A 25,128-nucleotide genomic window follows, 5' to 3' on the forward strand; every position below is an offset into this window, starting at 1 on the left:
CCCCACCACAGGTCTAAACCACTAACCCACGCCAGCAGCAACCCCACACCCCATTTCGAATGCATTCCCCAATCTGAAAACCCACCAAATACCAAAACAGACACACCCCCTGACCCCACACCAAAAACACAACCCCCAACACCCCACCCACACACCCAAAATGACGCATCAAAACCCCACCTGTGTAGAAACCCGAAAACCACCCCACCACCACCCAGCCACCCATACCAAAAACACAAAAAGAGCCCCCGGCATTCGCCGGGGGCTCAGATCGGCCTACAGATAGTCGACCCGGTCCGCCACGAGGGTGCCGCGGTGGGGGCCGTACAGCGGGGTGTCGGTCAGCCGGAATCGCTCCACGCGGCCGTCGGGCCGCCGGACGGGGATGACCGTGCCCGGCTGCTCGGCGCTGGCGAACGCAGCGGGCGGCCGTCCGCGGTGAGCGAGGTGTACCAGCGGCTGATGCGCTTCATGTTGGTGCCTTCCTGGTCAGAGCCCGTGTGGCCCCTCTCCACCCCTTACGGGCGCTCGCAGGCGGAGGCACATGAGTGGCACACGATCCCGCCCCAGATGGCACAGGTATGCGGAGGTATGTCCGGGTGACCGGTCCGCGCGGCTCAGCGGATCTACCTAGGTCTAGAAATCGAACATATGAGTCTGCGGGTCCTCTCCGTCACCAGGAGCGCATCATGACCTCCCCCACTCCCCCCGCCGGCCGACCGCAGCCCGTCACCTGGGCGCCGAGTCAGACCGGCCCCTGTGCCAAATGCGGGCGTCCGTGCGCGCGGTACGGGGCTCCAGCCAACCCCTTGTGCGAGACGTGCAGGGCCGCTCGGCGGGCGCAGAACGGAGGCTGACCGGATGTCCGTGCTGCCGCCGGATCTGCCCCGGCTGCAAACCCTGGTCACCTACCTGCGCGGCGAGCTGGGCCGCGCGGAGCGCGCCCTGACCGCGGCCGAGGAGCGCGAGGCCGCCGCGGTCCGCCAGCAGCCGGCGCCCGAGCCTCCCGCGTGGCTGGTGGAGCGCGGCATAGGCGCGGGCCGGCTCCCGGCCCGCCTCCACACCGGCGACTGCTGGGACACCGGCAAGCGGCATCCAACCCCAGGCACCCAAACAGCAGAAAGCGGCCGGCGGGAACTTGACCAGGCTCCGTGCGTGTGCGAAGGATCGGGCCCGGTCGGCCCCGAGTGGGTCTCGCCCCCCACCACCTAGAGGGAAGAGTCCTTCCATGCCTGCACACAGCGAGTCCGTGCTCGTCCGCCCCGACCCGCGCCGCCTCCTGGTGTCTGCTGCCCCCGCAGTTCTCGTGGCGCTCACGCAAGGTCTCACCAGCGACGGCCAGGTGCTGCCGAGGCCGGTCTGGCTTGCCCTCGGGGCCGCATTCGCTGTCTTCTCCTTCGCCCTGCACTGGCTCCTCGCCGTCTCGGTAGCGGACGGACACATCACCGTGCGCCGGGGCCTCAGGCCACAGCGGCTACCGCTGGCCGACCTCGACAGCGTCGAGGTGGAGGAGGCGGGGCGCCTGGGGTATGTGATCCGCTGCCGTCAGGCCGGCGAACCGGAGTTCAAGGTCCCGCTGACCATGATGCGGCAGAACGATCAACGCCTGGTGATCGCGGCCATCCACGCTGCGGTCCGGCCGGGTGCCCTACGGGGCGGCGCTGCCCCGGGGGCCTTCACCAAGACGCCTTAAAGGGCGTGTAATCCCGCCTTGACCGTTTGGGATGTCGTCGGTCGAGGGCGGCGTGATGCCGTGAGTCAAGGTGCGTCAGGCGGTGCGTCCCGGCCGCCGCCGAGCAGGTGCGACAGCTCCTCGCCCAGGGCGTGCCCGCCTGTATCCACTGCCGCCCGGACACGGCTCTCGGAGTGCTGGAGTGAGCAGGTACCGGCACGGTGGAGGGATGAGCCCTGACCTGCGCGTCATCGTCTACCCGCCGGACGCCGAGGGCGGACGCCGTATCCGTGTCGACGGCGAGATCCTCGGCCGCGCCCTCGGCCCCGGTGACCTGCTGGAGTTCCTGCGCCGGGCCGGCCTGGACCCTGATGACGTCCGCCTGGACGACGCGCTGCTCATCGAGTGGCGCGGCGGCGGACCGGCCGTATGGTCCCCGGACCTCGATGGGGCCTGAGTGCAGCAGTGCGGGCCGCTACCCGGCGAGGGCGGCGGCCCGCACGGGTCAGGCTCCGATTCCGATGGAGGAGACGTATGCGTAGGCCGCGTATTCCGAGTCGAGGTCGGAAATGACGTCGTCCCAGATTTCGTCAATCAGGGATTCGTCGCGGTCGGCCCAGGCCTTGACCAGATCGCCCCAGATATAGCGGACGGTGATAGAGCGGTCGCTCAGGGGGCGCCGGAATTTGCCGTCTACGTGGCTTTGGTCCACGGGGTAGATCTCCATGCGGCGGCCGCGGCCGCCGTTGTCCAGGTGCCGGGCGAGCCACCCGGACCGGATCAGGTTCTCCCGCCGCCGCTCCCAGTACGCGCGGTCAACCCGCTCGCGGTTCGCCGGGGAGGGCGCGGCCTTGCCCTTCATCCAGGAGCGCAACGTCCGGGGCGTGATGCCCTGCTGCGCCAGGGCTTCCCGGCCGGCGGGGCTGTCGAGGTAGCGCAGGCGGGCGGCGAGGCCGCGGCGGGTGGTGACGGTCGAGGTGATGCCGGAGGAGTGCACGATCCGGTTGAGTTCCAGGATCAGCGCTTCCCCGCCCTTCACCCCGCGGGCGTCGTATTTGCCCCAGTCGCCCCACCGGGCCCACAGGTCGTCGGATCCCGACATCAGCTCTTACCCCCCAGCGTGTAAATGCTCTTTTCCTTCACCTGATTCATGTCTCGGCCCTCGGTGAAAACTGTCCGCCAGTCACCGATCACGTGAAGTTCATCCGTTCCTGAAATCTCCACAACCTGAAGTCCCGCTTTGTGGATCTTGTTGGCTTTCATCCACAGATTCGCAAATGCTTTTGCCCTCATAATGTGCATCCAGTCGGGGCGTCGCATATCACGGTTTGCAGTGGATTCGCCGAGGGTGGAGACCAGCTTAGAATACATGGATTTCACGTAGTTCACGGTCAGTTCGTCACCCTCGGCAAGGGCGTCTTTCCGGACCTCGGCCAGGGCGCGGCGGAGTTTTTCCAAAAGGACTTCGGTGCCGCCGGAAACGAGTGAGCGGTGAATTGTTGGAGCGTCGGCGAGGTTGTCGCGGGCGCAGTCGAGGAGCAGTCGGAGGGTGGATTCGCTCACCCACAACTCGCCCGGCTCCATCCGGTTGCCCAGCGGGTTGGGCAGGTCGGTGTGCTCCCACTCGGCCGGCGTGATGAGGTGAACGCCGGACTTCTTGCGGTCGTGGACGCCGCTGGTGTCCTCGCGGAGCTGTCCGATCGGCAACCACGCCTTGAACGCGCTGAGGTAGGCCGCGTTCATGTCCAGGGCCGTCACCTCGAACTGCTCGCCCTGCTTGGCCGCCTTGAAGACGTGGGGGTTGCGCCACTTCGGCCGGCCCTCCCAGATCTCGTCCGCGCCCTTCTGGGAGCGCTTGCGCAGGACCTCGGCGGTCGGCGGGAACTCGGAGTGCTCGTACCGGCCACCCACGCGCGAGGCCTTGAAGAACTTCATGACGTCGGGGATGGCGCCCTTGAGGAGCGCGGCTTGAGCAGCTTCCAGGTCACCGGAGCACTCCTCCAGCGCCTCGTGCACCCGGCCCGTGATCTGGTCGACCAGCGACCCCGACGCGTATGTACGGGGCGCCCGTGGCCCGGCGGCCGGGGCCGCCGGCTCGGCCGGGGCGTCCGGGGCGTCCGGCTCGACCGCGGGCGTCGGCTCAGCCTCGACCTGGGGCTTCGGCTCCGGTGCCGGTGCCGGGGGTTCGGCGGCAGGCTGCTGCGGTGCGGGGACCGGGGCGGTGGCGATGGCGGCCGCGCACTCCTCGGCGCTCAGGTGCTGCGGGAACCCTTCGATTTCGTCGCTGGTCGGCTGCCCGCACAGCACGCAGGGCAGGACCATCGACAGCGCGGGCGTGGCGGGCCGTTGGACGGGGAGCTGCTGAGCGCGGCCGCGGGGGAGCTGTACGGGCGGGGCGGCGACGTCGACGGGGCGCAGGGGCGGAATCGATCCGTGCAGGACGCCGACCGCGTGCGTGGGGCCGGCCAGCAGGTCCAGGACGTGCAGGCCGTAGTGGGCGGCCAGGCCGTCGACGTCCTCCAACGACCAGTGCTGCCGCCCTGCCTGCTTACGGGAGACCTGCGCTTGCGACAGGCCGAGGGCCTCGGCGACGACGTTCTGACGCTCACCCGTACGCGCCATCAACGCAGCGACCGTGAGCCTGAGCAGTTCTTCGGTACCCATCACCATGATGCAACTCTAGCCCCAGCGATGCGAATTAGGCATCAGGGATGCCCAAAATGCGTCGCGGGGTGGAGTTCATATCCGTCATGCCGCCCTTGATCAACAAAACCGGAGCCCCGCGGGGCGCGCCCGTCCACCCGCTGACCCGCCCGCGCGAGCCGCTCAGCGGGTGGTGCCGCTTCCGGCGGCCACGATCGCCGCACCGCCGCGGCGATCGTGGCCACACCCCGCACGGCGCCATCGGAGCAGCGCGCGCGTGGTCCCCCACCGGTACTAAGGCCGTCCTTGGCGGCGACCTCTCACCGCGAGCTCAGCCCGTCGGTGAGGTCGAGCGGCTGGAACACCTGCGGGAAGCACTCGCCGCTGTGGCCATCGCGCTCGCCCACGTACACGGACGCTCCAGGAAATCGAAAGGCGCCACTACCCGGGCGTCTCATACCCTCGGCTCGCACCGACCCGTCGAACATCACCAAGGACTTTGTGAATCACTCCGATCTCCTCGCCAAGGCCCCCTCGCTCGCGGCCGGCATGGCCGCCGCCGATCACAGCCCGGACAGCCAGCTGTCCCAGACTCGCCACCGTGCCGCGCTCGTGGCGAGCTGGCACATCGAACCCGGCTCAGCCGTCCTCGAGCTGGGCTGCGGCCAGGGCGACATGACCGCCGTCCTTGCAGAGGTGGTTGGGCCCAACGGGCGTGTGGTGGCCGTTGACGTGGCCGCACCCTCCTACGGGGCGCCGGTCACGCTCGGAGAGTCGGCAGCCCGGCTCGCGGCGGGCCCACTCGGGCCACGCATCGACTTCCGCTTCGGCACCGACGTCCTCGACCCATCGGTCGACTTCCCCGAAAGCACCTTCGACCATGTGGTGCTCGCACATTGCTCCTGGTACTTCGCCTCGCTCGGACAACTGCGAGACACGCTGGCCCGGGTACGGCCGTGGGCGCGGCGACTTTGGTTCACCGAGTGGGACCTCACGCCTTCCTCTGACGACCAGTTGGCGCACCTGCTCGCCGTGCTGATCCAGGGGCAGACCGAGGCCGCGGGATCGCATGGCGAGGGCAACGTCCGCACACCTTTCTCCCGTGAGGGCCTGCTGCGGCTCCTGCCCGAGGCCGGCTGGACGGCCGACGGCAGCGAGCCGGTCGATACCGGAGATCTGCAGGACGGCGACTGGGAAATCGCAGCTTGCCTCGACCTGTTGGGAAGCGACGGGCGTCTGGCCGCGCTGCCCGAGCCGGTGCGACAGCTCGTCCTGAGTCAGGCGGACGTGCTCCGGGCCCTTGCCAAGCCGCGCGGCAACCGCGCACTCGCCGCGTATTCGGTCACCGCGCGCTGACATACGGCCCCAGCGGCCGGCCCGGTCGAAAGGACCCGGCCTTGCGGCAGCCCGCCGTACCGGGCAACCGGAACGCCAGGCGCGGGCCGGCTCGGCTACCAGGGCGGCAGCGGCAGCCCCGCCGCGCGCCTCGGCTCCAAGAAGTCCGTGCGGAAGATTTCCAGGGAGGCCCTGAGCAGCGGAACACCCACCTCCGCGCCGAGGTGGACCAGCGTGGCCGTCTCCTCGTCCATCCGGAACTCCAGCAAGAGGGCGCCACGCCCGGCAGCGGTCATCTCCACCACTTCCAGAGCGTCGAAGTCGTCGCTCCCGAGCACGGTGAGGGCGGCGTACTCCCGGGCCTCCACAGAGAAAAACCTCATGCCCGTCCCCCTCCCGTGACCGAACTCCCTCGCCACCTCGGCCCCGCGAATCGTACGGCCTGCTCACCGGCCGTATTCCGCGCCCTTGGCAGGCGAGGCCTGCTGCTGGTGGGCGGGGACGGCTGCTTCGGCCGGGGCCGGCTGACCGGGGACCGAGCAGCGGGTGTGGTGGAGCGGGCCGGGGCCGGGAGGGTCCCGGCCACGAGGCGGCCCAGCAAGGCAGTACCCGACGCCTCCTTCCAGGAGGTGCCGGCCCTCGGCCTCCCGCAGCCTGTGTGCGCGGACCTCGCGCGAGTCCGTCTGGCCGGGGGCACGTGAGTACTTTGGCCCTGTCCATCGTCTGGACCGTCGGAGGGGTGCTCCTGGCGGTGTCCCAGGATGCATACGGTGCCCTGCAAGGACGCCTTCGCCTATCTGCCGGGCCCAAGTCCCCGATGGAGCGACGAACCTGTGGTGCCGGTCGCACGGAGTGCTGGACGAAACGTTTCAGGTCACCTTCCGCATGCCGCAGGCCGGCCCCGACGCCTCAACGAATGTCACCCACCGTGTTTACGGCCGCACATTCCGGTAACAATAAGTAGCTACAGACAGTCCGAACCCGACGGAAGGCAGGAACATGACCCTCGTCACCGCCCTCATCCTCGTCGCGGTCGCCGCCCTGGTCGGCCTGCTGGCCCTGGCCCCCACCGCCCCCGCACGCCGCAACCCCGTGCCCGGCCGGCGCAACCGGGCCGCCCGCCGCCGCGCCGCCTCGCGGCTGGACGACATCCCCCGCCCGCGGGGAATCCACCACCACGCCCGCTGACAGACCGCACCGTACGGGCGGCCGCCGTTCGTTGGAGGCGAGCAGGTCCCCTGCTGCGTCACGACGACCGGCCCGGCTTGGCCGGCGCACACCCCCAACAGGCGCCTTCCCTGATTCGTTCCCACCAGTGCGCCGCATCCCGGTGGGGGTGCGGCGGGGTCCCTGTGGACTGCGGCGGCGGGATACGGCCGGATGGCAGAACGGCGCGGGGCGCCCACCACGTGGTGGGCGCCCCGCGCCGTTGCCTGGTGCGCGATGCCGCGCTACAGCTACCAGCGGTACCAGCGGCCGCTGCTGCCCTTCGGGCGGGCGACAAAGCCGATCAGCCACAGGATCAGCACCGCGATCGCGACCCACCAGAGGATCTTCACCGCGAAACCGGCACCGAACAGGATCAGAACGAGCAGAAGAACAAGAAGCAGGGGAACCATGGTTATCAACCTCCGACCCACCGCGTGCCCGACCGACTCCCGACCATGCAGACGGGTTTTACGGGTTTCTTATCCACGCAGGCGGGCAGCAGGAACAGCCCCTACCGCCCCTTCCCTCCGGCCAACGCCCCGCACCGGCGCGGGAGCACCGATGCGCGGGCCACGCAGCGCGGCGGCCCCGCATCCCGATCCGCCCGCCCGCCCGCCAGAACGACCAGGTTTGCCGGCGCGGATCGTGAGCAGGCGAGTGGTCACGACCAACCCGGTACAGCAACGAGGAGGTCCCGATGTCGGGCACGGAGAAGACCAAGGCACACGCCGAGCAGGCCAAGGGCAAGGCCAAGGAGGCCATGGGCCGCATGGCCGGCAACGAGCGGATGACCGCCGAAGGCCACGCGGACCAGGCCAAGGGCAACGCCCGCCATGCCAAGGAAGACATCAAGGACACCTTCCGCCACTAGGTGTTCGGACGCACTGCCCCCTTGTGCTGGGCCCCGACCCTCTCCCCCGGGTCGGGGCCCAGCCACGTTCCGGTGGCCCGCACCTGCGGTTGAACAGCACTCCTGCAGGCAGCGAACGTCTGCGGCGGCGGGGCGGCGCCCGCAGCTGATCCGGCCGGGGCCCGGGCCGCCTGTGCGGTCCCGGGGCCCCGGCCCCTCCCCCGCAGAGGTCAGCCGGCGCCGTTCGCGGGTACCGGATGGCCGCTGGGGCCGCGGACGTCGGCGAAGAACGCGCCGCCACCGACGCCCAGGCCGCGGGGCGGGCAACGCCGTGACACGGTCAGCCCGCACGCCATCCAGGCCTCCGGAAGTGCGGCCCGCTACGTGGTGGCCGACATCACCGACGCGGCGCAGGTGGAAAAGGCCGTCGACGCCGCCGTCGCCGACATCGGCCGTCTCGACATCGCGGTGAACAACGCCGGATACGACGGGAAGTACCAGCTCACCCGCGACTACTCCACCGACATGCTCGACCGGATGATCGCCCTCAACGTACGCGGGGGGGGTTGCTGTCGATGAAACACGAGCTCCGGCACATGAGCGTGCAGGGATCCGGGTCGATCGTGAACATGTCCTCCGGTGCCGGGCTGATCGGGGTTCCCGGCTTCTCCGGGTACGAGGCCACCAAGGCAGCCGAGATCGGCATGACCAGGAGCACGGCGGTCGAGGTGGCACCCCAGGGCATACGCGTCCACGCCGTGTGCCCTGGCCTGGTCGACACCCCCATGATCGCCGCCCTGGACCCGGACCAGCGCACATCACTCGATGCCGCCCACCCGCTGGGTCGGATCGCCCGTGCCGAGGAGATCGCCGACGCCGTGGTCTGGCTCTCCTCCGGCAGGGCCGGCTTCGTCACCGGCATCGCGCTCCCCGTCGACGGCGGATACACCGTCCCCTGAACGGCGGCCCGCCCGGGCACGGGTGTCCGTTCGAGGAGCACGGCAGGGCGCTGTGCAAGCGCGGCATCCGGCGTCCCCGCTACGGACTGCTGGGGTTGATCGGTTCCACGTCGTTCGTGCCGGCCGCTTTGGCCCCGGCGAGCGCCGGCCGGGGGGACTCGGCGGCATCAGGCGGGTTGCTCAGGCCGTGCCGCCAGCCGCCGCCCTCGACGGCCCAGCCTGTGATCTCGGGCTTGACCGGGGGGAGCGCCCACGGCTCCAGGGCTCCGGCGCAGAACTCCGCCAGGAACTGGACCATTCCGCCCTCGTAGTGCCACCAGGGGCCGTTGCGGGAGCAGATGGTGACCAGCCAGTGCTCGGGGTCGTCCCCGAGCACGCTCCAGAAGAACTGGTCGCCCTCCGCCGAGTCCCCCCAGGGGATCAGGGGCGTCGAAACGAGCTCTGCAGGACGCAGATCGGCGGGGTAGTCGCAGTCCCACCTCTCCGATCGCCTCCCCCGGGCCTCGGCCGTCACGGCTTCCTCCCCGGGCCAAGGGAGCATGATGACCAGGAAGTCGTCCAGGCCGAAAGCCGGATACCACTCGGCGAGCGACTTGAAATCGGACGGCAGGGCCCTTCCGGCTTCCTCCTCGACGGCCCGCCAGTCGAAAACGGCCCGCTTCTGCCGGCGCAATGGCGCCAGCCCGGGGACGACGCGCTCCAGCGCGGTCATTGCCTCGTCCGGGTCGAGGGTCCGGTGCGTCGGCGCAGCCTGCCATACGGCTCCGACAGGCTTGCCCCCCTCAGGTGCTCCGCTGGGCGCGCGGCACCAGCAGGGAAACGCCGTGTCCTGACTGCGTGGAGGTGACCCACGAAGTTCACCGGGTTCCCTATGAAGGCCCGGCAGTGGACCGGCACGGCCGCCCTCCGGGAGTTGCGTCCCGGCCGGGGGCGCCGCGCCGGCCCATCCGCCGGCCCGCCGACCTGCCGGTCAGGGGGCGTCGATGAGTACCCGGCCGTCGGTCGGCACGATTGCCGCGAGCCCGTTCGCGTACGCGTTCTGCACGCGGGACCGCTCCGTCGCGTTGGGCACGGCGTTGGTGCAGGCCGTGCCGGCGCTGGATCCGGACATCAGCTGGGAGCACGGCCCCGGCTTGGTGTCCGGGAGGCCCAGGCTGTGGCCCAGCTCGTGCGCGGCGATGCGCGTCTTGTCGTACCCCTGGCTCACGGCCTGCGCGCCGAGTTCGACTCGGACCTGTCGTCCCGGACGGACCGGGCCGAGGGTGGCTTGCGGCCAGCCGGTGGTGGCCACGATGACGATCTCGGCCCGGGCCCCGGGGGCGGCCTCCACCAGCCGTACGTTGGTGACGTTCGCGTTCCAGGAAGCGACCCCGGCCGCGATGGCGGCTTCCCAGCCACCGGCCCGGCTGTCGTCGTAACGGAGTGTCACCACCGCTGCGGTGGCGTCCGGTGTGGGTGCGGGTGCCGCGGTCGCGGCGGTTGCCGCCGTGAGGACCAGCGCGGCGGCGGAGGTGCCGACTTTCAGCCAGGTGCCCAGAGACATGGTCGTCTTCCTTCACGCGTGGGGGGGGGACCCGGCCCCTCAGCGGAGCCGGGGCACTGGAGGCGCCGCCACCGCCCGCCTGTGGCCCGCGAGTTCGGACAGCCGCCCCTCCGGAGCCCTAAGAAGGTAGTCCCGCACCCCACTGTCCCGTCATGCACCTGCCAGCCAATTCCAGCCCGCACTCCAGCCGATGGCCGGTCAGCGGGCGGCGCCGTCCCGGGGCTCGCGCGGCCGCGGCCGGCAGCAGGCAGGAGCCGGTGCCGACGCCTACCTCGGACTGCGCCACGGCGGTGGCAGAGTGGTCCGCCCAGCTCCTGCGCGACAGCCTGTGCCGCTCCGGGCGCTCCGCCTCCGCCTGGGTCTCGGCCAACTCCGCGCGGGTCCTTCACCCGCTCGCGGCGCGCCTGCACGGTCCGCCTGCCCGTGTCCGGTTCCGGAGTCGGAAGGTGATCCGCCTCGGATCCGTTCGGCGGAGTGGTCAAACCCAGTACCGTGTCCGGGGCCTTCGTCAGCCGGCCTTCCGCCCACTGCGCTCCGATCGCCGCGGCGAGGGGCTCGTCTCCAGTCCTGCGGGTCTTGGCCAGTACGCGTCCCCGGGCCGCGGTGGGCTCCGACGGCACGTGCTCCTACGACGCCACCGCCACCGCCTCCACATCCGTGCCCGGAAGTCTCCCGCCCGCTCCCCGAAACGCCCGACACCTGCCAGGACACCGCGCGTCGACCAGCAACCGAGTGAGGCTCAGGACAACTCACAGGGGGGCGGCGCGGTGCCGCAGACGCCGGAGACAGGAGTCAGGAGTCAGGCGTCAGCCACGTTCCTTGCAATCAGTACTCCCGCTTGATCTCTTCTCCTGGTGACGACGACCTCGCCGAACCTGAAGCCGCCACCCTGGCCCCACTGCGCCGTCGGAGCGAGCCCGGAGGATCCCGTGGGCTGTCGTGGCCTCGTCGTCGACCCGTACGACGCCTGCCTGGCCCACCTGCCGGAAGCCTTCCGCGCGACGTACCTGGCCGGCCTGGCCCCCGACACCGAGATCAATCACTCCGGCACCACCTTCACCGGTGATCTGCTGCATCGACTGCTCCACGCGCTCCGGGACCCGAACAGCGGGCGGCCGATGGTCAGCCACGCGCGCTTCGAAGCCGCCACGTTCTCCGGCGATGCCGTCTTCCGCGGGGCGAAGTTCGCGGGGAGCGCCGACTTCAGGAGGGCGGTGTTCGCGGGGAGCGCCGGGTTCAGCAAGGCGGTGTTCTCCCGTGCTGCGGACTTCGGTGGGGCGATGTTCGCCCATGACGCCCGCTTCGACAAGGCGATGTTCACCGACGCTGCGTTCGTCGGGGCGGTCTTCTCCGGTGACGCCTGGTTCGGGGCGGCGGCGTTCTCCCATGACGTTCACTTCGACCATGCCGCGTTCACCGAAGCCGACTTCCGCGGTGCGGTCTTTTCAGGGAGCGCGGGGTTCGGCAGGACGGCGTTCTCCGGCAGCGCCCTCTTCGACGGGGCGGAGTTCTCCGCGGCGGCGAACTTGCGCGGGGCTGTCTTCTCCGGTGACGCGAGGTTCGGCGGAACTCGGTTCGATGGCGACGCCCGTTTCGGCGCGGCGACGTTCTCCCGCAGCGCCGACTTCCGCAGGGCAGCCTTCTCCGGCGACGCGTGGTTCGACGCGGTGACCTTCTCCGGCGGCGCCCGGTTCAGCGCGGCGACACTGGCCGGGAGCGCCCGCTTCGACGCCACGGCGTTCTCCGGCGAGGCCGCCTTCCACAGGACGGCGTTCTCCGGCGGTGCCCGCTTCGTCCGGGCGAAGTTCTCGGACAGCGCCGACTTCAGCGGGGCGGTGTTCTGCGGTGTGGCGACCTTCCGCCGGGCTGCCTTCTCCGGCGGTGCCGTCTTCGGCGCGGCGACCTTCTCCACCAGCGCCTCCTTCAGCGGAACGACCTTCGAGACCGTGTCCCGGCTGGGCCCGTTGGCCTGCCAGGGGGAGCTGGATCTCTCCGGTGCGCGTTTCCGCAGTCCGGTGACCATCGAGGCGGCAACGGCCCTCTTGTCGTGTGTCAGGACCCGCTGGGACTCCACGGCCACCCTGCTTCTGCGCTACGCGACAGCTGACCTCACGGACGCCGTCTTCGAGTACCCGCTGAGCGTGGCCACGCGCCCGGCCGCCTTCACCTCCGACCGCCATCCGGTCGACGAGTCCGCGCTGACGGGCCTCGACCCGAGAGCCCGGATCACCTCGTTGAGCGGTGTGAACGCGGCGCACCTGTCGCTGACCGACGTCGACCTGTCCGGCTGCCGGCTCACCGGCACCTTCCACCTCGACCAGCTCCGCCTCGAAGGCCGCTGCGCCTTCGAGGCCGCCCCCACCGGCCTGCACCGGCGCGGCGCCTTTCCCGCCCGCTGGACACAGCGGCGCACCCTCGCCGAGGAGCACCACTGGCGTGCCGCCACGGGCTCAACCGGCTGGACGCCCGCGCCTTCCGGGACGTCCCCCCAACAGCCTTCCTCCCTCGCCCCCGTGTACCGCCATCTGCGGAAATCTCTCGAGGACGCCAAGAACGAGCCGGACGCGGCAGACTTCTACTACGGCGAGATGGAGATGCGCCGCCACGACGGCGACCGGCCCCGCTCCGAGCGCGCGCTGCTCACCCTGTACTGGGCCGTTTCCGGCTACGGTTTGCGCGCCAGCAGGGCCTTGGCCTGGCTCTTTGGGGCCATGGCCGTCACTGTCCTGATCATGATGCTGTGGGGCATCCCGGAGGACGCTCCACGGGCCATGAGGACCGGCCACCTGACCGGGCAGGACATCTCACTGCCCACGGCGAACCCCACCGCCGTGAACCCGTCCGGTCCGCTGAGCTCCCGGCTGACCTCCCAGCGCTGGGAGAAGTCCGTGCGGATCGTCGTGAACTCGGTCGTCTTCCGCTCGTCCGGCCAAAACCTCACCACGACCGGCACCTACGTCGAGATGGCATCCCGCCTGACCGAAGCCGCGCTGCTGGGCCTTGCGGTGCTTGCCGTTCGCGGACGAGTGAAGCGGTAGCCCAGCGCCGGCGGAGGGATTGGCGCAACCGCCCGCGCCGTGGCCACCCGCTCCAGCAGCCCGGCGAATCCTTGACGGCCCCGCCCCGGTCGACCCGCGCTCGGCGGGACCGGCGGGTCGGCGGCAGGTGGCCGGCCTTTAGGGTTTGATCATGAGTTTGACAGCAGGTCACGAGGAAGGAGCCCTGCCCGGTCCGACGGTGTCGGCGCGGGGCTGGCAGGCGCCGAGCGCGGTCGAGCGGGGGCTGTACGAGGCGAAGGTGCGCGGCGACTGGCCCGCGTACTACGACCTCGTCGCCCGGGCCGACCTGTACATGATGCAGTCGCGGGCGTACGTCGACGCGAACGCGGGCAACACCCGCTTCCACCCCTACTGGAACCCGCAGACGCAGAGCATGTGCCTGGCCGTCTACACCGGTGGCATGCTGCCGCCGCCCGTGGCCGACCCGGTCTACAACTGCTACGACCTGGGCTGGTTCGCGGAGGTGTGGAACCAGGACGACCCGCCGTATCTCGTCGTCAACCCCGGCAGCCCCTGCGAGGGCGTCCTGCCGGCCGGGCCGGAGGGGCGTGCCCTGTGGCAGCGTCACTCCGCCCCGGTCGAACGGCCGGGGCTGGCCCCGGACGTGATCCACACCCTGGAGGTGGGCGGCCCCCGCACCGGCCAGGTCGCCTTCGGTCTCGCGGTCGGCGCGCACATCAACGTGCACAACGGGCGCTACTGGAACTCGATGGCCTACCACGGCTGCGGCTACCGCGACGAGAAGCGCACGCTGGAGCGCTGGTGGGGCGTCACCACCCGGGAGGACTGGCAGGACACGCAGGAACGGCTGCTGCGCGCCGCAATGGTCAGCGGGGTCTGGGAGTTCGTCCTGCAGCTTCGCCGCTCCATGGCCCTGGACTTCGCGGGCCCCGTCGACGTCGACCACTGGCGCCAGGCGGCGGAGAAGGTGGTGCGCCGGCGTTCCGAGGCCGCCGCCGAACCCCGCCTGACCGCGGACGGCGTCACCGCGGGCCGCGCCGTCACCGCCGCGGAGCTGGAGGGCCAGGTGACCGGTCTGCAGCGGCTGATCGGCCGCATCGCCCGCTACGAGGCGCGGTTCCGCGCCGACGGCCTGCTGCCCGAGGGGGGTTTCGTCCGGAGCGTCGAGGCCTGGGACTACGGCCGGGCCTCCGGCATGGCCCGCTGGGGACTCGCCGCCCGCCTGTGCTCGCTGCAGGAGGCGGAGGCGGCCGTGGTGCGGGCCGGCCGTCTCGTCCAGGTCAACTACCGCTCGTGGGAGGACTTCTCGGCCGCCTACGTCCTGGGCCGCTGTCTCCACTTCGACGAGGAGGAGTTCGGCGAGTGGTACGAGACGGTCCTCGCGACCCACCGTGCCCTGACCGCGGACCCGGCCAGCCCGTGGCGCACGCTCCCCTGGACCTGAGGATCCTGCTCCAGCGCCACGGTTCGGTGCCGGCGTCGGCGTCGGCGTCGGCGGGCACCTCGTGACACCGCGGTCACCGCGGGGACGGCGCAGGGGCCGGACCCGGTGGGTCCGGCCCCTGCGGCCGTGTGTGGGGCGTCAGTTCTTGACGGGCTCCATGCAGAGGACGAACTTGTCCGTCTCGAGCTGCTGCGCGAGAGCGACGTCGGCCACGCCCTCGCACTTGTCGAGGTCGAAGGTGTTGTCGACGACCTTGACGACCTTGAAGAGGTTGGGCACCTTCTCGGTGCAGCCCTTGCTCTCGACCTCGGGGTCGTTCTCCGGGCCGGTGACGACGACGCAGTCGCCGGCCTCCGCGTGCACCGGGGCCTCGCCCGTCAGGTAGGGAAGGCCCAGGCGCCAGAAGAGCACGACCGCGATCGCCAGGACGATGCCGAGGATCTTCCTCCCCAGGCCGCCCTTCTTCTTCGCGGGCTCGGACGGCGCGACGGAGGCGTCGAACGGGCCGGGAGCGGCGGGCTGCTCGGGGGTCTGCGGCGCGGGAGGCGTGGCCATGGAGGGTTCCTTGGGGACGTGTACGTGATCGAACGCGCGTACGTTACCGGCTCCTGGAACCACAAAAGGGACTCTTCCCTTCCGCTTTCCAATCAGATGCGGAGTCGTGATCCTGCCGACCCGTCAGGGCCGCGCCGCCGGAACCCGGCCCACGGGCGCGCCCCGGGGCCCGGGGCCGGGGCCGGCGTCGAGGACTCCTGCCGGGCGCACGACGTCCGCCGCCGCCCCCGCACCTTACGGCCAGCCCTGCTTCACCTTGGCGGGCGCGGTGTTCCAGTTCTTGGGTATGAAGGTGATGACGTAGGTTCCGCGGTCGAAGTCGCTGTATCCGGAGGACCAGCTGCGGAACTTGCTCTCGTACACCTGCATGGGCCCCATGCCGCCTTCCGGCGAGTGGTAGTGGTTGGCGTGGGTCCATATGGTGTTGTCAGCGTTTGTTTCTTTTTGGTCCCCGAACCAGCCGTAGTCGAAGTTGACATAGCTTTCGCCGGGCCTGGCGGGGCTGCGTGAGGTGTTCCGGTCCTTCGACATGTCGACGAGGCCCGTGTTCCGGTTGGGGCGGAAGGCGTCCGGGTCGCCGTACTTCCGCTTGTCGGAGGAGCTCCGGGGGTCCTGCCCGCTCCAGAAGTGCTTCGAGTAGATGACCGCCTTCATCCTGGACGGGTCGTGGTTGCCCCCGTTCCTGTCCTTGAAGGACGGGGTGTTCCTCAGGGCCGAGTAGAAGTTGGAACGGCTGTCCTCGGCGGCGAGAGCGTCGTCGTTCCTCGCGAGCTCCGCCTTGAGGTTGCTCAGGTAGGTGGTCTCGTCGTGGGCGTTGTCCAGGGCCTTGTTCATGACGGATGCCACGTCCCGGGCCCGGTTGAAGCCCTTTGCCTCGTCAAAGCTCTGCTTGGCGATGCGCCCCTCGAATTCGGCCCGCGTCTCGCCCGGCCGGGGGCTGGTGTTCTCCAGAGCGTTCCGGTGCTTCTCCTCGTCGAAGGACGCGAAGGCCAGTTTGTTCGTCGGGTAGGGGCCTGAATTGACCCAGGTGACGCCGACGCATCCGTAGGACAGCTGCTCCCGCTGCTGTTCGGTCATCTGCTGCGCTCGTCCGTCGCGGTGGCTGTAGACCTGCTGCCACTTGCGTATGTAGTTGCTGATGCCGGTAGTGGCCCTGTCTCCATGGGCCCGGTACGCGTCGGGCAGGCGGTCCAGTGGCTCGGCGGGCGGCGTCACCCTGTCGTCGGCCGCGGCGGGGGCCCTGAGCGACTCGGTGGCGCTCGGCAGGTCCCCGCCGGGGGTCTTGCCCGGCCGGCCCAGGTCCAGGGCCTCTTCGTTCAGCGCGTTGATGAGCCTGATGTCATCCGCTGTCAGGCCGTTGCTGTCGGCATAGGAACCCTTCCCGTCGCCGGTACCGCCGGCTGCCTGACTGACGGACGGCGTGAGACCGGCGGTGCACAGCACGATGCCGGCTGTGGTGAGGGCGAGGAACCCTGAACGTTTGTACATGAAAGCCTGGAATTCCCTTCATTGAAAAGCGGCATGAGAGAACGCGAAGCGTCCGCGCGGCGGCATGAAAGAGCTGCCGGAGCCGGCCTGCTCCCGGCTCCCGCTTTTGCCTCGATGCGCCCGGGAACGGCAAGAGACCGGCACCGGCCGGGATTTCACTTCTCTGCGCCGGTTCCCGAATGGATGGTCGGGTCGTGCGAGAAGTGATCATGTCCCGGTGCCGAATCCCCGACAACACTGCGGCTCCACATTCGGCCAGCAGGCCAATGGGGTGGTATTCGGTCATGCGGACCGGGCGCGCCCTGCGCCGGTAGGCGCGGCGGCGGCGTTCTCCCGGCCCCAGCCGCGCGATCCGTGGCGCGACCGGAGCCGGCCGCCTCGAAAGCCCCGCGCAATGGTGCGTGGCGGCGCTGTCAGCCGCGCCGCGGAATGTCCGGCGCCGGCGGCGGTACGGGCGCGGGAGCTCCGGCCGGCGCGTGCGGAGTCCCGGCCCGACACGGCTCTGCCTGCCGTGAGGACCGCAAGGTCTTCGCCACTCTCCCTTTCCAACCTCGGTCGGCTCACTGCCGGCCCAGCTCCGTCATGAGCCGCCGTCCTGCGCAGAACGGCCGGTAAAGCCCCTCTTGCGTGCCGAGTTCTCGGCGAGGCGTCAGCCGATGCGGACGGTGATCTCGGGGAGGGGGATGTCGGAAAGGTTCAGCTGGAGCCCGGTCAGGGTCAGGTAGGTCTGCGCGTCGGTCAACGCGGAAGCGGCCGACGGTGCCTGGGAATTGCCGCGGGTGCTCACCAGCAGGTACCAGCCCCCGCGCTTGTAGCTGCGGGAGGCGTCGGGGCGGTCGCCCTTCGGGTTCGGGTTCAGCGTCCAGCCCTGACGCTCCAGGTCCGCGCAGAGCGCGTTCATCTCCGACTGCGCGGCACTCTTGTCGCGGACGGCCGTCCAGCCCGTCCTCTTCGAGTCGGCGCCGGCCGCGACGGTCGGGCGGCCCTGCGCCGGGTCGATGCCCGCCGCGGCGACCGCGGTCCGGATCACCTCGTCAACGGCGTCCCGGGTGAGGGGCGGTGACGTGGACTCCGGTGCGGGCGCCGCCGTGGACGGGGGCGGCGTCGGCGTGGGCGCGGGCGCGCCCAGGTGGATGCGCCCGTCGTCGTTGATCTGGACGTGGTCCGGCGCGACCACGGCGGCCAGGCTCACGATCAAGGTCGCGGCCAGCCCGATCCACACCCTCTTCAACAGCGCGTTCAACGCGAAACTCCCCCCGAGTGATCAATCAGAGGGAGTTTCACACATCCCGCCCGGCGCCCGGCAGCCCCGATCTGCCACCGGCCGGGCAGCCGCGCCCTTTACGTGCCCCGTGCCGTCGCGGTTACCTGGAGCGTTACCTGGAGCGCACACGTACGAGCCACGGGGGCGGGCATGGCCGGCCGGTACGGAGGATGGGCGCGCGGGCTCCGGCGGACCGCGGTGGCGCTGGCCGCGCCGCCGCTGGCCGCGGCCCTGGCGTTCGCGGTGGCGCGGGAGTCGGCGTACGGGTCGTTGGGCGACTGGGGGTTCTTCCTCGGTGGGCTGCTGCTCCCCCTGGTCCTGCTCGGCGTGCACGCCGCTCTCGCCGCGCGGCGAGGGGCCTCGCTCATCGCGCTGTCCGCCCTGCCCGCCGGTCTCGGCGCCGTCCTGGCACTCGCGTCCGTGGGGCACGGCGTGCTGGAGGACCGGGGCGTCGAGATCAGCTGCCTCGTGCTGAAGGTCACCGAGCACACCGAGACGGAATCCTCCATGGACGCCCAGGGCCACTGGACCTCCACGACCCGGACCTCCTACGACCACCGCCTGGGCTGCCCCGCGGGCGGCCCGGAACACCTGGACGCCTCCTGGCGGCTCGCGAAGGAGGGCGAGTCGCTGGCGGTGGTGCACGACCCGCAGGGCAAGGTCTCGCCGAGGGCTGCCGGGGACGTCCACGGCCGGGGCCTGCGCACCGCGGCCGAGGTGGCGGTCGGGGCGGCGGTGCTCCTGGGGCTGGCCGGCGCAATCAGGGAGGCGTACGGGCAGCGGCGCCGGGGGCCGCGGGGTCCGGCCGGGCGGTGAGACGCCCGGCCGGGGGCGGCACCCTCCAAGGGTGTCGAGACGTTCCCGCGGCGGTCCGAGCGCAAAGGCGTCGCCCCCGAGGACGCCGGTGCTCACCGGGAGGGGACGGCGTCCTTCGGGGAGGTGTGCCAGTTGGTGACGACCGGCTTGTCGACGGTGATGGTGGCGACGGGCAGGGAGACCGGTTCGGGGTCGTCGTGACCGATGGCGACGATGATGCTGTCCAGTTCCTTGCCACCGTTCGCGCTGGTGGTCTTCGGGTTCACCCCGGCGTAGGCCGTGGTCTCCCCGGACAGCGTGATCTGCTTGCCGGTGGACTGCTCGGCGGGGCCGGCTTCCGTGCCGTCGGATCCGAACGCCACGGTCGGATGCACGGCGGGCAGGGTGCAGCTGATGCCCGGCTTCGCCTTGGCGACGACCAGAATGTATCCGCCGGCCTGGGTCTCGGACTTGGTGCTCCAGGAGATGTCGTTGGCGCCGCAGACCTGCCCGACGGGCTTCTGCCCGCCGCCGGTGCCGCCGCCGTTCTTGTTGTCCTTGCCCGTGCCCCCGGAGGCCCCGGCAGTGGCTGCGGGTGAGCCGGACGGCGTGGCCGACCCGGCCGCCGCGGTGGCGGAGGGGGAAGTCTGGGGGGCGCCGGCATCCGCGCCCGCGTCCGTGTCCTGGCAGGCCGTGAGCAGCATTGCTCCGCCCACGAGGACCGTGGTGGCGAGAAAGGCCTTGCGACGGTTGCCAGACATGAAATGAATCCCCTTGTACGGTCGTTGGTCGTTGACCATTGGTCGCGTCCGGGGCGGTCCGGCCCGGCGCTGCATGATCACTATGCGGGGACTGCGGGCCCGTTCGAGGCGATGGGCTCGTTCTCGGACAACGCTGTCACAGAGCGGTGACATGACCGCGATGAACGCTGCCGGGGCGGGAAACCGTCCGCCGCCTCGGCCCGGGTCGCAGCGTCGGCGCACGGCCGGGGGCCCCGGCGGAAAAATGGGTCGCGCGGACGGGGCGGGATGAGAGAGCTTGCCCGGATGCAACAGGCGAGCGGTCGTACGGTCAGCGTCCACCTCACCCACGGGGGCGAATACTTCGGCCTGCTGGGCCCGTACGGAGTGGACGGGGGCTGGTGGTCGTCCGCCGCGCCGGTCGTCGAGCGGGTGTCGCAGGAGCTGGGGGTGCCCGTGGTGGTGGTCCGGCTCGCCCACGCGCCGAGCGACGGCAGCAGCGGGCACGGCGGACACGGCGGACACGTGGTCTACCACGTCGAGGCGCTGGAGCGGCCGGCCGGCTCGACACCGCGTCAGGTGACGCCGGGCGTCGCCGCGTTGCTCGGTCCGGCCGAGCGGCGAGCCGGCTGGGCCACGACCGCCGGGCTGCGGGAGGCACTGGCCTGGGCCGAGGAGACACTGGACGGAGCGGGCCGGCCTGCCGCCGGCCGGCCCGGACAGGTCCGCACGTGGAACCTGTCCGGTCTCTTCCGCTTCCGCACCGCCGACGGCGGCGAAGCCTGGCTGAAGACGGTCAACCCCGCCTTCAACGCCCCCGAGGGCCTGGTGATCGCGCTGCTCGGCTCCGTCGACCCCGCGCTGGTGCCGACCGTACTAGGCTCCGACCCGGAACACGGCCGGCTGCTGCTCGACCACGTGTCCGGTGAGGACTGCTGGCGCCCGTCCGCCGAGGACGTCGTCGCCGTGGTGCCCCGGCTGGTCGCCGCCCAGGCGGCCCTGGCCGCCGACGGCCGGGCCGCCGCGGCCGGGCTCCGGGACCGTACCCTGCCCACGCTGGTCGCCCACGTGAACGCGCTGCTGGAGCGGCTCGCGGCCGAGCAGGCGGCGTCGCCCGGGCCGGGGCCCGAGGGGCAGCCCGAGGACCGGCTGACGGCCGGGGAGCTGGCGGCCGCCCGGGCGCTCGCCGCGCGGCTGCCGGCGCTGGTCGAGGAGCTGACGGCCTGCGGGCTGCCGGACACCCTGGTCCACGGCGACTTCCACCCCGGCAACTGGCGAAGCGACGGCACCCGGGCGGTGATCGTGGACTACGCCGACTCCGCGTTCGGTCATCCGGCCCTGGACGGGCTGCGCCCGCGTCAGTACGTGGACGGTCAACGGTGGGCGCAGGTCGCCGGGGTGTGGGCGCGGGCGTGGCGGGACCACGTGCCCGGCTCGGCGCCGGAGCGCGCGCTGGAACTGGTCGAGCCGCTGTTCCACCTCGCGTACGCGGTGCGGTACCAGGAGTTCCTGGACCACATCGAAACCAGCGAGCGGCCGTACCACGAGGGCGACCCGGTCAGTGAGATCCGCCGGGCGCTCGGCTGTGTGAGCCGGGGCGCGGCTGGTGACGTGCTCGACGCGCTGACGGATCGTTCGTGAACGGCGCTCGGTCAGTGACCGGGGGACGGCGGGGGTGCGGCGGGTGTGTGGCGGGGGCCGGCGCGGCGACGGCTATGCCTCTTCCACCAGCAGCCGCGCGTTGATGGTGGGGTTGCCGGCCTGGGCGAGCGGGAAGGTCGTGCCGATCTCCTCGGCGTGCCCGGGCACATCGATGCGGACGGTCAGCGCCCGGTTGAGCAGCCGCTCCTGCGGCATCCTGAAGTCGATGTTGACGATGCCGTGTTGCACGCAGTTGGCGCAGCCCGGCGGATTGGTCGGCTGGAAGAAGAAGCGCTTCGCGACCGGCTCGCCGTCGGCGAGCAGGGTGACGACGAAGGACCCGGGGATGTTGAGCCGGTGGATCCCCTTCACCCGCACCGAGACCGGGCTGGTGCTCCGGAACGCGAAGGTGTGGGCGGCGTCGATGTTTCCGGAGAGGTTCTCCAACGGGCCCTCCACGGGGCTGAGGAGTTCCAGCCGGTCGTAGGTGACTTCGGTTTCGATCGTCTGGTCCGCGGTCGTGCTGTAGGGAGGCAGTGCGTTGAACGGCGCCGTCAGCCAGTCGGTGTCCTCCCCCAGTGTGGATCGGAAGCCGGTCAGCGTGGTCGCGGAGACCCTCGTCTGCCAGCTCAGCCAGAGGCGGTCGAGGTTGCAGTGGAAGAACCAGAACACCGGGTCGTAGGAGGCGACTTCGGGTGTGCCCATCGTCGGTCCGATCGATCCGTGGCCGCTGTCGTGGGCCTGGATCGAGAAGTCCTGGTAGCCGTTCACGTTGAACGCGCCCCACAGCGACTGGGTCAACGAGGTGGCGATGTCCTCCAGGACCTCGAAGTCGGTGACGTTCTGTGCGATCTCCGCGGCCGGGAAGCGCTGGGTGGTGTAGGGGAAGTATCCGGTCACGGGCGGTGTCGCTGTGGCGCCGGGGTCGGCCGGGAGGACGTAGGCGTCGAACGGTGGCTGCTGCAGCCGCTCCGGTAGCGGCGTGGAGATGTCCCAGTAGGGAATGGTCACCGCCTCGCAGCCCGGAACGGAGCGCAGGGCGTCTTCGAACACGCGCAGGTATGCGCGGTGCCAGGGGTTGTAGCGGTCTTGATGGTGCAGGCACCAGCTGTGCGGCAGGCCGTGGTGCCCGGCCAGGGCGAAGTAGCTGTCGGGGTCTTCCCGGTCCCGGTCCATGAGGCCTCTGAACGCCGTGGCCAGCAGGTCGAATTCGGCGTCGCTCAGCGTCGTCACGTCTTTGCGCAGGCGGGTGGGGGTCTGGCCGTTCGTCGGCGGTTCGGCGGGGGTGGCCGTACCGAGGGGGAATCCGTTGACGATCCAGTTCCTGAACGTCTGTGAGCGTGCGGCGCTCCACTTTCCCCCCGCGTCCGGGGGCATCAGCGAGTTGGGCGGGGCGGTTTGTGCGTGGACCGACAGCGCGTTGCTCTTCAGTCCGTCGTAGGTGCCGAGTTCGATCCCCTTGGCGGCCATGTGTGCCACGTCTTCGGGCCGGAAGAAGAATCGGATATCCGCCAGATAGGTCGGCGCCGCAATGACTTGTTCAGCGATCGGGTTGTTCTCCGGCGGGGTCATGATTCCTCCGTTGGGCTCCGAACGGGCATTACGGACGACTCGGTGCTGCAGTCGCCGAGAAGTATGCGATACGCCCGGACGTATATGGATGATCGACACAGGCGGCCGGCCCTTTTGGAATTTGGTCGCCCAAGTCAATTGTTGAATGTGCGATTTGTGCAATCGGTTTTGAATCGCCGGTAATTCATCTCGGAACTCAAGGGGAAGTATCGTTTCCCCGTATGTGCAACACCGCTTTCCCGTGGACGAATCCGCCTGCTGCGGGCCGGCCGGGGGTTTCAGAACGTGACGCGGAACAGGGCGCCGCCGCCGGGGGCGGGTTCTGCCGTCAGGTCTGCCGCGTGGGCCCGGGCGATCTGGCGGGCCATGGCCAGGCCCAGGCCCGAGCCCGGCAGGGCGCGGGCCGTGCCGGCGCGGTAGAAGCGGTCGAAGACGTGGGGCAGGTCCTGCGGGGAGATGCCGGGTCCGTGGTCGCGGACCGTCAGCTCCGGGCCGCGGCCCGGGGCGGCCGCCGTCAGGTCGACTTCGACGGGCAGGCCGGCGGGGCTGAACTTGGCCGCGTTGTCCAGGAGGTTGCCGAGCAGGCGGCTCAGGCGGGCGGGCACCCCGGGCACCACGACGGGCTCGGCCGGTACCCGTACGTGGAAGGGCACGGCCGGCCAGTGCGTGCGGGCGGCCTGGGCGCAGTGTTCCACCAGGGTGCCCAGGCGGACCTGTTCCACCAGGGGTTGTGGTTCTTCGTCGCGGGCCAGCTCGATGAGGTCGCCCACCAGGCCCGTGACGTCGCGCAGTTGGCGTCCCAGGGCGGCGGAGGCGCGTTCGCGCTGGTCGGGGGTGAGGCGGTCGGCGCGGGCGAGGAGTTCGGCGTTGGTGCGCAGTGCCGTGAGCGGGGTGCGCAGTTCGTGGGAGGCGTCGGCGACGAGCCGGCGCTGTGCGGCGACGGACTGTTCGAGTTCGGCGAGCATGGTGTTGAAGCTGGTGGCCAGGCGGGTGATCTCGTCCTCGCGGCCCGGCGGGGGGAGTTCGATGCGGTGGCGGGCGTCGCGGGTGGCGGCGATCCGTTCGGCGGTGGCGGTGAGCCGGGCGACGGGGGCCAGGCCGGTGCGGGAGACCCAGTGTCCGAGGAGGGCGGCCAGCAGGACGCCGGCGGCCGCGGTCAGGACCAGCCAGCGGGCGGCTTCCTCGATGCCGTCCCGGACGGTGTCGGCGCGCAGGGCGACCTGGAGGGCGCGGCCCCCCGCGTAGTCGGTGGTGAGCATCCGGGCGGGGTGTCCGGCGACCGTGATGTTGGTGTAGTAGGGGGCGTGGCGGCCTGCGGCGACCTTGCGGGCGGCGGGGGCGACGGGCAGCTGTCCGGGCGGGCGGGGGTCGTCGGAGGGGTCGGCGGGGACGACTTCGGCGCAGGCGGGTGCGGCCAGGAAGCGGCACTCCCCCGCCAGGACGCCGGGTGCGGAGCCGGGGTTGCGCTGGGCGGCGAGGCGCGCGGACTGGGTGAGGCTGAGGTCGAGCTGTTCGTAGAGGGCGGAGCGGACCACCAGGTAGGCGGCCGCGCACACCCCGACCGCGACGAGGGCGACGGCGGCGGTGACGGACAGTGCGAGGCGGGTGCGCAGGGGGCCGCGGCGGCGCCAGACCCGGCCGAGGCGGCGGCCGCCGCTCACGGGGTGTCCAGCCGGTAGCCGACGCCGTGGACGGTGTGGACCAGCCGGGGCTCGCCGGCGGCTTCCAGTTTGCGGCGCAGGTAGCCGACGTAGACGGCGAGGGAGTTGGAGTCGGGCCCGAAGTCGCGTCCCCACACCAGTTCGAGGATGAGTTCGCGCGGGAGGACCTGGCCGGGGTGGCGCAGGAGGAGTTCGAGGAGGGCGGCTTCGGTGCGGCTGAACTCCAGCGGGCGGCTCCCCCGGCGGCCGGTGCGGGTCTCGGGGTCGAGGACGAGGTCGGCGAAGGCGAGCGGGGCGGCGGTGCCGGCGGGTCCGGGTGCGGCGCGGCGCAGGAGGGCGCGGATGCGGGCGATGAGCTCGTCGAGGGCGAAGGGTTTGACGAGGTAGTCGTCGGCGCCGGCCTCCAGGCCGTCGACGCGTTCGCTGACGGAGTCGAGGGCGGTCAGGACGAGGACGGGTGTGCGGTCTCCCATGGCGCGCAGTTGGCGGCAGACGCCGAGGCCGTCGAGGACGGGCATCATGACGTCCAGGACGACGGCGTCGGGTTCCCAGGCGGCGATCTGGGAGAGGGCGGCGAGGCCGTCCGCGGCGCCCCGCACCTGGTATCCCTCGACGGTGAGTCCGTCCTCGACGGCCGCCCGGACCTCGGGCTCGTCGTCGACGACGAGGATGCGCTGCCGGCTGCCCGGGCCGGCCGGGCCGTCTGTGCTGTTTGTGGTGTTCGGGGTGTTCATGGA

The 25,128-nt window shown here is 71.1% G+C and carries 26 protein-coding genes; 13 read left to right on the forward strand and 13 right to left on the reverse strand.

Features of this window, described 5'->3' with window-relative positions:
* The first annotated feature begins 861 nt into the window (after positions 1-861).
* The 4 genes from IG86_RS44865 to IG86_RS0135480 all read left to right on the forward strand — a co-directional run bounded on the left by IG86_RS44865 (position 862) and on the right by IG86_RS0135480 (position 2,129).
* Positions 862-1,212 carry a DUF6233 domain-containing protein gene (locus IG86_RS44865; RefSeq protein ID WP_051785591.1) on the forward strand — a complete coding sequence of 117 codons (351 nt, stop codon included), beginning with the start codon at positions 862-864 and terminating at the stop codon, positions 1,210-1,212.
* Positions 1,213-1,228: 16 nt separating this feature from the next.
* Entirely contained in the window at positions 1,229-1,693 is a 465-nt protein-coding gene (locus IG86_RS0135475; protein WP_030902380.1) for a PH domain-containing protein, read from the forward strand.
* 107 nt (positions 1,694-1,800) lie between these two features.
* Positions 1,801-1,878, forward strand: coding sequence for a DUF6233 domain-containing protein (locus tag IG86_RS44870; RefSeq protein WP_244306245.1), 78 nt, complete (start codon positions 1,801-1,803; stop codon positions 1,876-1,878).
* Between the two features lie 23 nt (positions 1,879-1,901).
* On the forward strand, positions 1,902-2,129 hold the full coding sequence (locus IG86_RS0135480; protein ID WP_030902383.1) for a hypothetical protein: 228 nt from the start codon (positions 1,902-1,904) through the stop codon (positions 2,127-2,129).
* A gap of 48 nt (positions 2,130-2,177) precedes the next feature.
* Here the strand turns inward: IG86_RS0135480 and IG86_RS0135485 are convergent, their stop codons facing one another.
* Positions 2,178-2,774 (reverse strand): hypothetical protein, encoded by a 597-nt coding sequence (locus IG86_RS0135485; RefSeq protein ID WP_030832537.1) that lies wholly within the window; start codon positions 2,772-2,774, stop codon positions 2,178-2,180.
* Complete coding sequence (locus IG86_RS40675; protein WP_167751187.1) at positions 2,774-4,342, reverse strand: helix-turn-helix domain-containing protein; 1,569 nt, start codon at positions 4,340-4,342, stop codon at positions 2,774-2,776. Before IG86_RS40675 ends, IG86_RS0135485 begins: the two co-directional genes overlap by 1 nt.
* A gap of 474 nt (positions 4,343-4,816) precedes the next feature.
* Here IG86_RS40675 and IG86_RS0135500 point away from each other — a divergent pair, with 474 nt between their 5' ends.
* Positions 4,817-5,671, forward strand: coding sequence for a class I SAM-dependent methyltransferase (locus tag IG86_RS0135500; RefSeq protein ID WP_030902389.1), 855 nt, complete (start codon positions 4,817-4,819; stop codon positions 5,669-5,671).
* A gap of 95 nt (positions 5,672-5,766) precedes the next feature.
* On the opposite strand, the gene IG86_RS0135505 is transcribed toward IG86_RS0135500, so the two are convergent.
* Positions 5,767-6,033, reverse strand: a complete 267-nt coding sequence (locus tag IG86_RS0135505; RefSeq protein ID WP_157854973.1) for a hypothetical protein — start codon at positions 6,031-6,033, stop codon at positions 5,767-5,769.
* Positions 6,034-6,649: 616 nt separating this feature from the next.
* On the opposite strand from IG86_RS0135505, the gene IG86_RS0135515 reads away from it, so the two are divergent.
* Positions 6,650-6,838 (forward strand): hypothetical protein, encoded by a 189-nt coding sequence (locus IG86_RS0135515; protein ID WP_030832546.1) that lies wholly within the window; start codon positions 6,650-6,652, stop codon positions 6,836-6,838.
* A 269-nt stretch (positions 6,839-7,107) separates the two neighbouring features.
* Here IG86_RS0135515 and IG86_RS0135520 read toward each other — a convergent pair whose 3' ends face one another.
* Positions 7,108-7,269 (reverse strand): hypothetical protein, encoded by a 162-nt coding sequence (locus tag IG86_RS0135520; RefSeq protein ID WP_030832548.1) that lies wholly within the window; start codon positions 7,267-7,269, stop codon positions 7,108-7,110.
* A 287-nt stretch (positions 7,270-7,556) separates the two neighbouring features.
* Here IG86_RS0135520 and IG86_RS41855 point away from each other — a divergent pair, with 287 nt between their 5' ends.
* From IG86_RS41855 to IG86_RS39440, 3 genes are all read left to right on the forward strand, one after another.
* Positions 7,557-7,730 carry a CsbD family protein gene (locus tag IG86_RS41855; RefSeq protein ID WP_078906146.1) on the forward strand — a complete coding sequence of 58 codons (174 nt, stop codon included), beginning with the start codon at positions 7,557-7,559 and terminating at the stop codon, positions 7,728-7,730.
* Positions 7,731-8,063: 333 nt separating this feature from the next.
* The gene (locus tag IG86_RS45220) at positions 8,064-8,288 is read left to right on the forward strand and encodes an SDR family oxidoreductase (RefSeq protein WP_267890257.1); all 225 of its coding nucleotides are present in this window, start codon (positions 8,064-8,066) and stop codon (positions 8,286-8,288) included.
* Positions 8,285-8,668, forward strand: coding sequence for an SDR family oxidoreductase (locus tag IG86_RS39440; protein ID WP_051785593.1), 384 nt, complete (start codon positions 8,285-8,287; stop codon positions 8,666-8,668). Before IG86_RS45220 ends, IG86_RS39440 begins: the two co-directional genes overlap by 4 nt.
* 79 nt (positions 8,669-8,747) lie before the next feature.
* On the opposite strand, the gene IG86_RS0135535 is transcribed toward IG86_RS39440, so the two are convergent.
* The gene (locus tag IG86_RS0135535) at positions 8,748-9,380 is read right to left on the reverse strand and encodes a hypothetical protein (RefSeq protein ID WP_234349264.1); all 633 of its coding nucleotides are present in this window, start codon (positions 9,378-9,380) and stop codon (positions 8,748-8,750) included.
* A 258-nt stretch (positions 9,381-9,638) separates the two neighbouring features.
* Positions 9,639-10,211 carry a snapalysin family zinc-dependent metalloprotease gene (locus IG86_RS0135540; protein WP_030902398.1) on the reverse strand — a complete coding sequence of 191 codons (573 nt, stop codon included), beginning with the start codon at positions 10,209-10,211 and terminating at the stop codon, positions 9,639-9,641.
* 929 nt (positions 10,212-11,140) lie between these two features.
* Here IG86_RS0135540 and IG86_RS40680 point away from each other — a divergent pair.
* Both IG86_RS40680 and IG86_RS0135550 read left to right on the forward strand, forming a co-directional pair.
* On the forward strand, positions 11,141-13,249 hold the full coding sequence (locus tag IG86_RS40680; protein WP_244306243.1) for a pentapeptide repeat-containing protein: 2,109 nt from the start codon (positions 11,141-11,143) through the stop codon (positions 13,247-13,249).
* Between the two features lie 151 nt (positions 13,250-13,400).
* A complete protein-coding gene (locus IG86_RS0135550; RefSeq protein WP_030902404.1) occupies positions 13,401-14,675 on the forward strand; it encodes a DUF1266 domain-containing protein in 1,275 nt (424 codons plus the stop codon).
* Positions 14,676-14,813: 138 nt separating this feature from the next.
* Here the strand turns inward: IG86_RS0135550 and IG86_RS0135555 are convergent, their stop codons facing one another.
* The 3 genes from IG86_RS0135555 to IG86_RS43355 all read right to left on the reverse strand — a co-directional run bounded on the left by IG86_RS0135555 (position 14,814) and on the right by IG86_RS43355 (position 17,961).
* A complete protein-coding gene (locus tag IG86_RS0135555) occupies positions 14,814-15,230 on the reverse strand; it encodes an LppU/SCO3897 family protein (protein ID WP_030832560.1) in 417 nt (138 codons plus the stop codon).
* Positions 15,231-15,464: 234 nt separating this feature from the next.
* Positions 15,465-16,718: a protein-glutamine gamma-glutamyltransferase gene (locus IG86_RS0135560; RefSeq protein ID WP_030832563.1), complete on the reverse strand. Its 1,254-nt coding sequence runs from the start codon at positions 16,716-16,718 to the stop codon at positions 15,465-15,467.
* Positions 16,719-17,367: 649 nt separating this feature from the next.
* Complete coding sequence (locus IG86_RS43355) at positions 17,368-17,961, reverse strand: hypothetical protein (RefSeq protein ID WP_157854974.1); 594 nt, start codon at positions 17,959-17,961, stop codon at positions 17,368-17,370.
* Between the two features lie 171 nt (positions 17,962-18,132).
* On the opposite strand from IG86_RS43355, the gene IG86_RS0135570 reads away from it, so the two are divergent.
* Positions 18,133-18,798: a hypothetical protein gene (locus IG86_RS0135570; RefSeq protein WP_030832567.1), complete on the forward strand. Its 666-nt coding sequence runs from the start codon at positions 18,133-18,135 to the stop codon at positions 18,796-18,798.
* Positions 18,799-18,890: 92 nt separating this feature from the next.
* Here IG86_RS0135570 and IG86_RS0135575 read toward each other — a convergent pair whose 3' ends face one another.
* Entirely contained in the window at positions 18,891-19,538 is a 648-nt protein-coding gene (locus IG86_RS0135575; RefSeq protein WP_030832569.1) for a DUF4232 domain-containing protein, read from the reverse strand.
* Between the two features lie 285 nt (positions 19,539-19,823).
* On the opposite strand from IG86_RS0135575, the gene IG86_RS0135580 reads away from it, so the two are divergent.
* Positions 19,824-21,158, forward strand: coding sequence for a phosphotransferase family protein (locus tag IG86_RS0135580; RefSeq protein ID WP_051785594.1), 1,335 nt, complete (start codon positions 19,824-19,826; stop codon positions 21,156-21,158).
* A 72-nt stretch (positions 21,159-21,230) separates the two neighbouring features.
* Here IG86_RS0135580 and IG86_RS0135585 read toward each other — a convergent pair whose 3' ends face one another.
* The 3 genes from IG86_RS0135585 to IG86_RS0135595 all read right to left on the reverse strand — a co-directional run bounded on the left by IG86_RS0135585 (position 21,231) and on the right by IG86_RS0135595 (position 25,125).
* Complete coding sequence (locus IG86_RS0135585; protein WP_157854975.1) at positions 21,231-22,628, reverse strand: tyrosinase family protein; 1,398 nt, start codon at positions 22,626-22,628, stop codon at positions 21,231-21,233.
* A gap of 380 nt (positions 22,629-23,008) precedes the next feature.
* Positions 23,009-24,391 (reverse strand): sensor histidine kinase, encoded by a 1,383-nt coding sequence (locus tag IG86_RS0135590; RefSeq protein ID WP_030902419.1) that lies wholly within the window; start codon positions 24,389-24,391, stop codon positions 23,009-23,011.
* Positions 24,388-25,125, reverse strand: a complete 738-nt coding sequence (locus IG86_RS0135595) for a response regulator transcription factor (RefSeq protein WP_051785595.1) — start codon at positions 25,123-25,125, stop codon at positions 24,388-24,390. Before IG86_RS0135595 ends, IG86_RS0135590 begins: the two co-directional genes overlap by 4 nt.
* Positions 25,126-25,128: the final 3 nt, after the last annotated feature.

The organism is Streptomyces virginiae, assembly GCF_000720455.1.
Lineage (GTDB): Bacteria > Actinomycetota > Actinomycetes > Streptomycetales > Streptomycetaceae > Streptomyces > Streptomyces virginiae.

Coding starts and splice junctions, on each gene's coding strand:
- IG86_RS44865 (WP_051785591.1), top strand. CDS start 862: ATGTCCGTGCTGCCGCCGGATCTGCCCCGGCTGCAAACCCTGGTCACC.
- IG86_RS0135475 (WP_030902380.1), top strand. CDS start 1,229: ATGCCTGCACACAGCGAGTCCGTGCTCGTCCGCCCCGACCCGCGCCGC.
- IG86_RS0135480 (WP_030902383.1), top strand. CDS start 1,902: ATGAGCCCTGACCTGCGCGTCATCGTCTACCCGCCGGACGCCGAGGGC.
- IG86_RS0135485 (WP_030832537.1), bottom strand. CDS start 2,774: ATGTCGGGATCCGACGACCTGTGGGCCCGGTGGGGCGACTGGGGCAAA.
- IG86_RS40675 (WP_167751187.1), bottom strand. CDS start 4,342: ATGGTGATGGGTACCGAAGAACTGCTCAGGCTCACGGTCGCTGCGTTG.
- IG86_RS0135505 (WP_157854973.1), bottom strand. CDS start 6,033: ATGAGGTTTTTCTCTGTGGAGGCCCGGGAGTACGCCGCCCTCACCGTG.
- IG86_RS0135515 (WP_030832546.1), top strand. CDS start 6,650: ATGACCCTCGTCACCGCCCTCATCCTCGTCGCGGTCGCCGCCCTGGTC.
- IG86_RS0135520 (WP_030832548.1), bottom strand. CDS start 7,269: ATGGTTCCCCTGCTTCTTGTTCTTCTGCTCGTTCTGATCCTGTTCGGT.
- IG86_RS41855 (WP_078906146.1), top strand. CDS start 7,557: ATGTCGGGCACGGAGAAGACCAAGGCACACGCCGAGCAGGCCAAGGGC.
- IG86_RS39440 (WP_051785593.1), top strand. CDS start 8,285: ATGAAACACGAGCTCCGGCACATGAGCGTGCAGGGATCCGGGTCGATC.
- IG86_RS0135535 (WP_234349264.1), bottom strand. CDS start 9,380: ATGACCGCGCTGGAGCGCGTCGTCCCCGGGCTGGCGCCATTGCGCCGG.
- IG86_RS0135540 (WP_030902398.1), bottom strand. CDS start 10,211: ATGTCTCTGGGCACCTGGCTGAAAGTCGGCACCTCCGCCGCCGCGCTG.
- IG86_RS0135550 (WP_030902404.1), top strand. CDS start 13,401: ATGAGTTTGACAGCAGGTCACGAGGAAGGAGCCCTGCCCGGTCCGACG.
- IG86_RS0135555 (WP_030832560.1), bottom strand. CDS start 15,230: ATGGCCACGCCTCCCGCGCCGCAGACCCCCGAGCAGCCCGCCGCTCCC.
- IG86_RS0135560 (WP_030832563.1), bottom strand. CDS start 16,718: ATGTACAAACGTTCAGGGTTCCTCGCCCTCACCACAGCCGGCATCGTG.
- IG86_RS0135570 (WP_030832567.1), top strand. CDS start 18,133: ATGGCCGGCCGGTACGGAGGATGGGCGCGCGGGCTCCGGCGGACCGCG.
- IG86_RS0135575 (WP_030832569.1), bottom strand. CDS start 19,538: ATGTCTGGCAACCGTCGCAAGGCCTTTCTCGCCACCACGGTCCTCGTG.
- IG86_RS0135580 (WP_051785594.1), top strand. CDS start 19,824: ATGCAACAGGCGAGCGGTCGTACGGTCAGCGTCCACCTCACCCACGGG.
- IG86_RS0135585 (WP_157854975.1), bottom strand. CDS start 22,628: ATGGCCGCCAAGGGGATCGAACTCGGCACCTACGACGGACTGAAGAGC.
- IG86_RS0135595 (WP_051785595.1), bottom strand. CDS start 25,125: ATGAACACCCCGAACACCACAAACAGCACAGACGGCCCGGCCGGCCCG.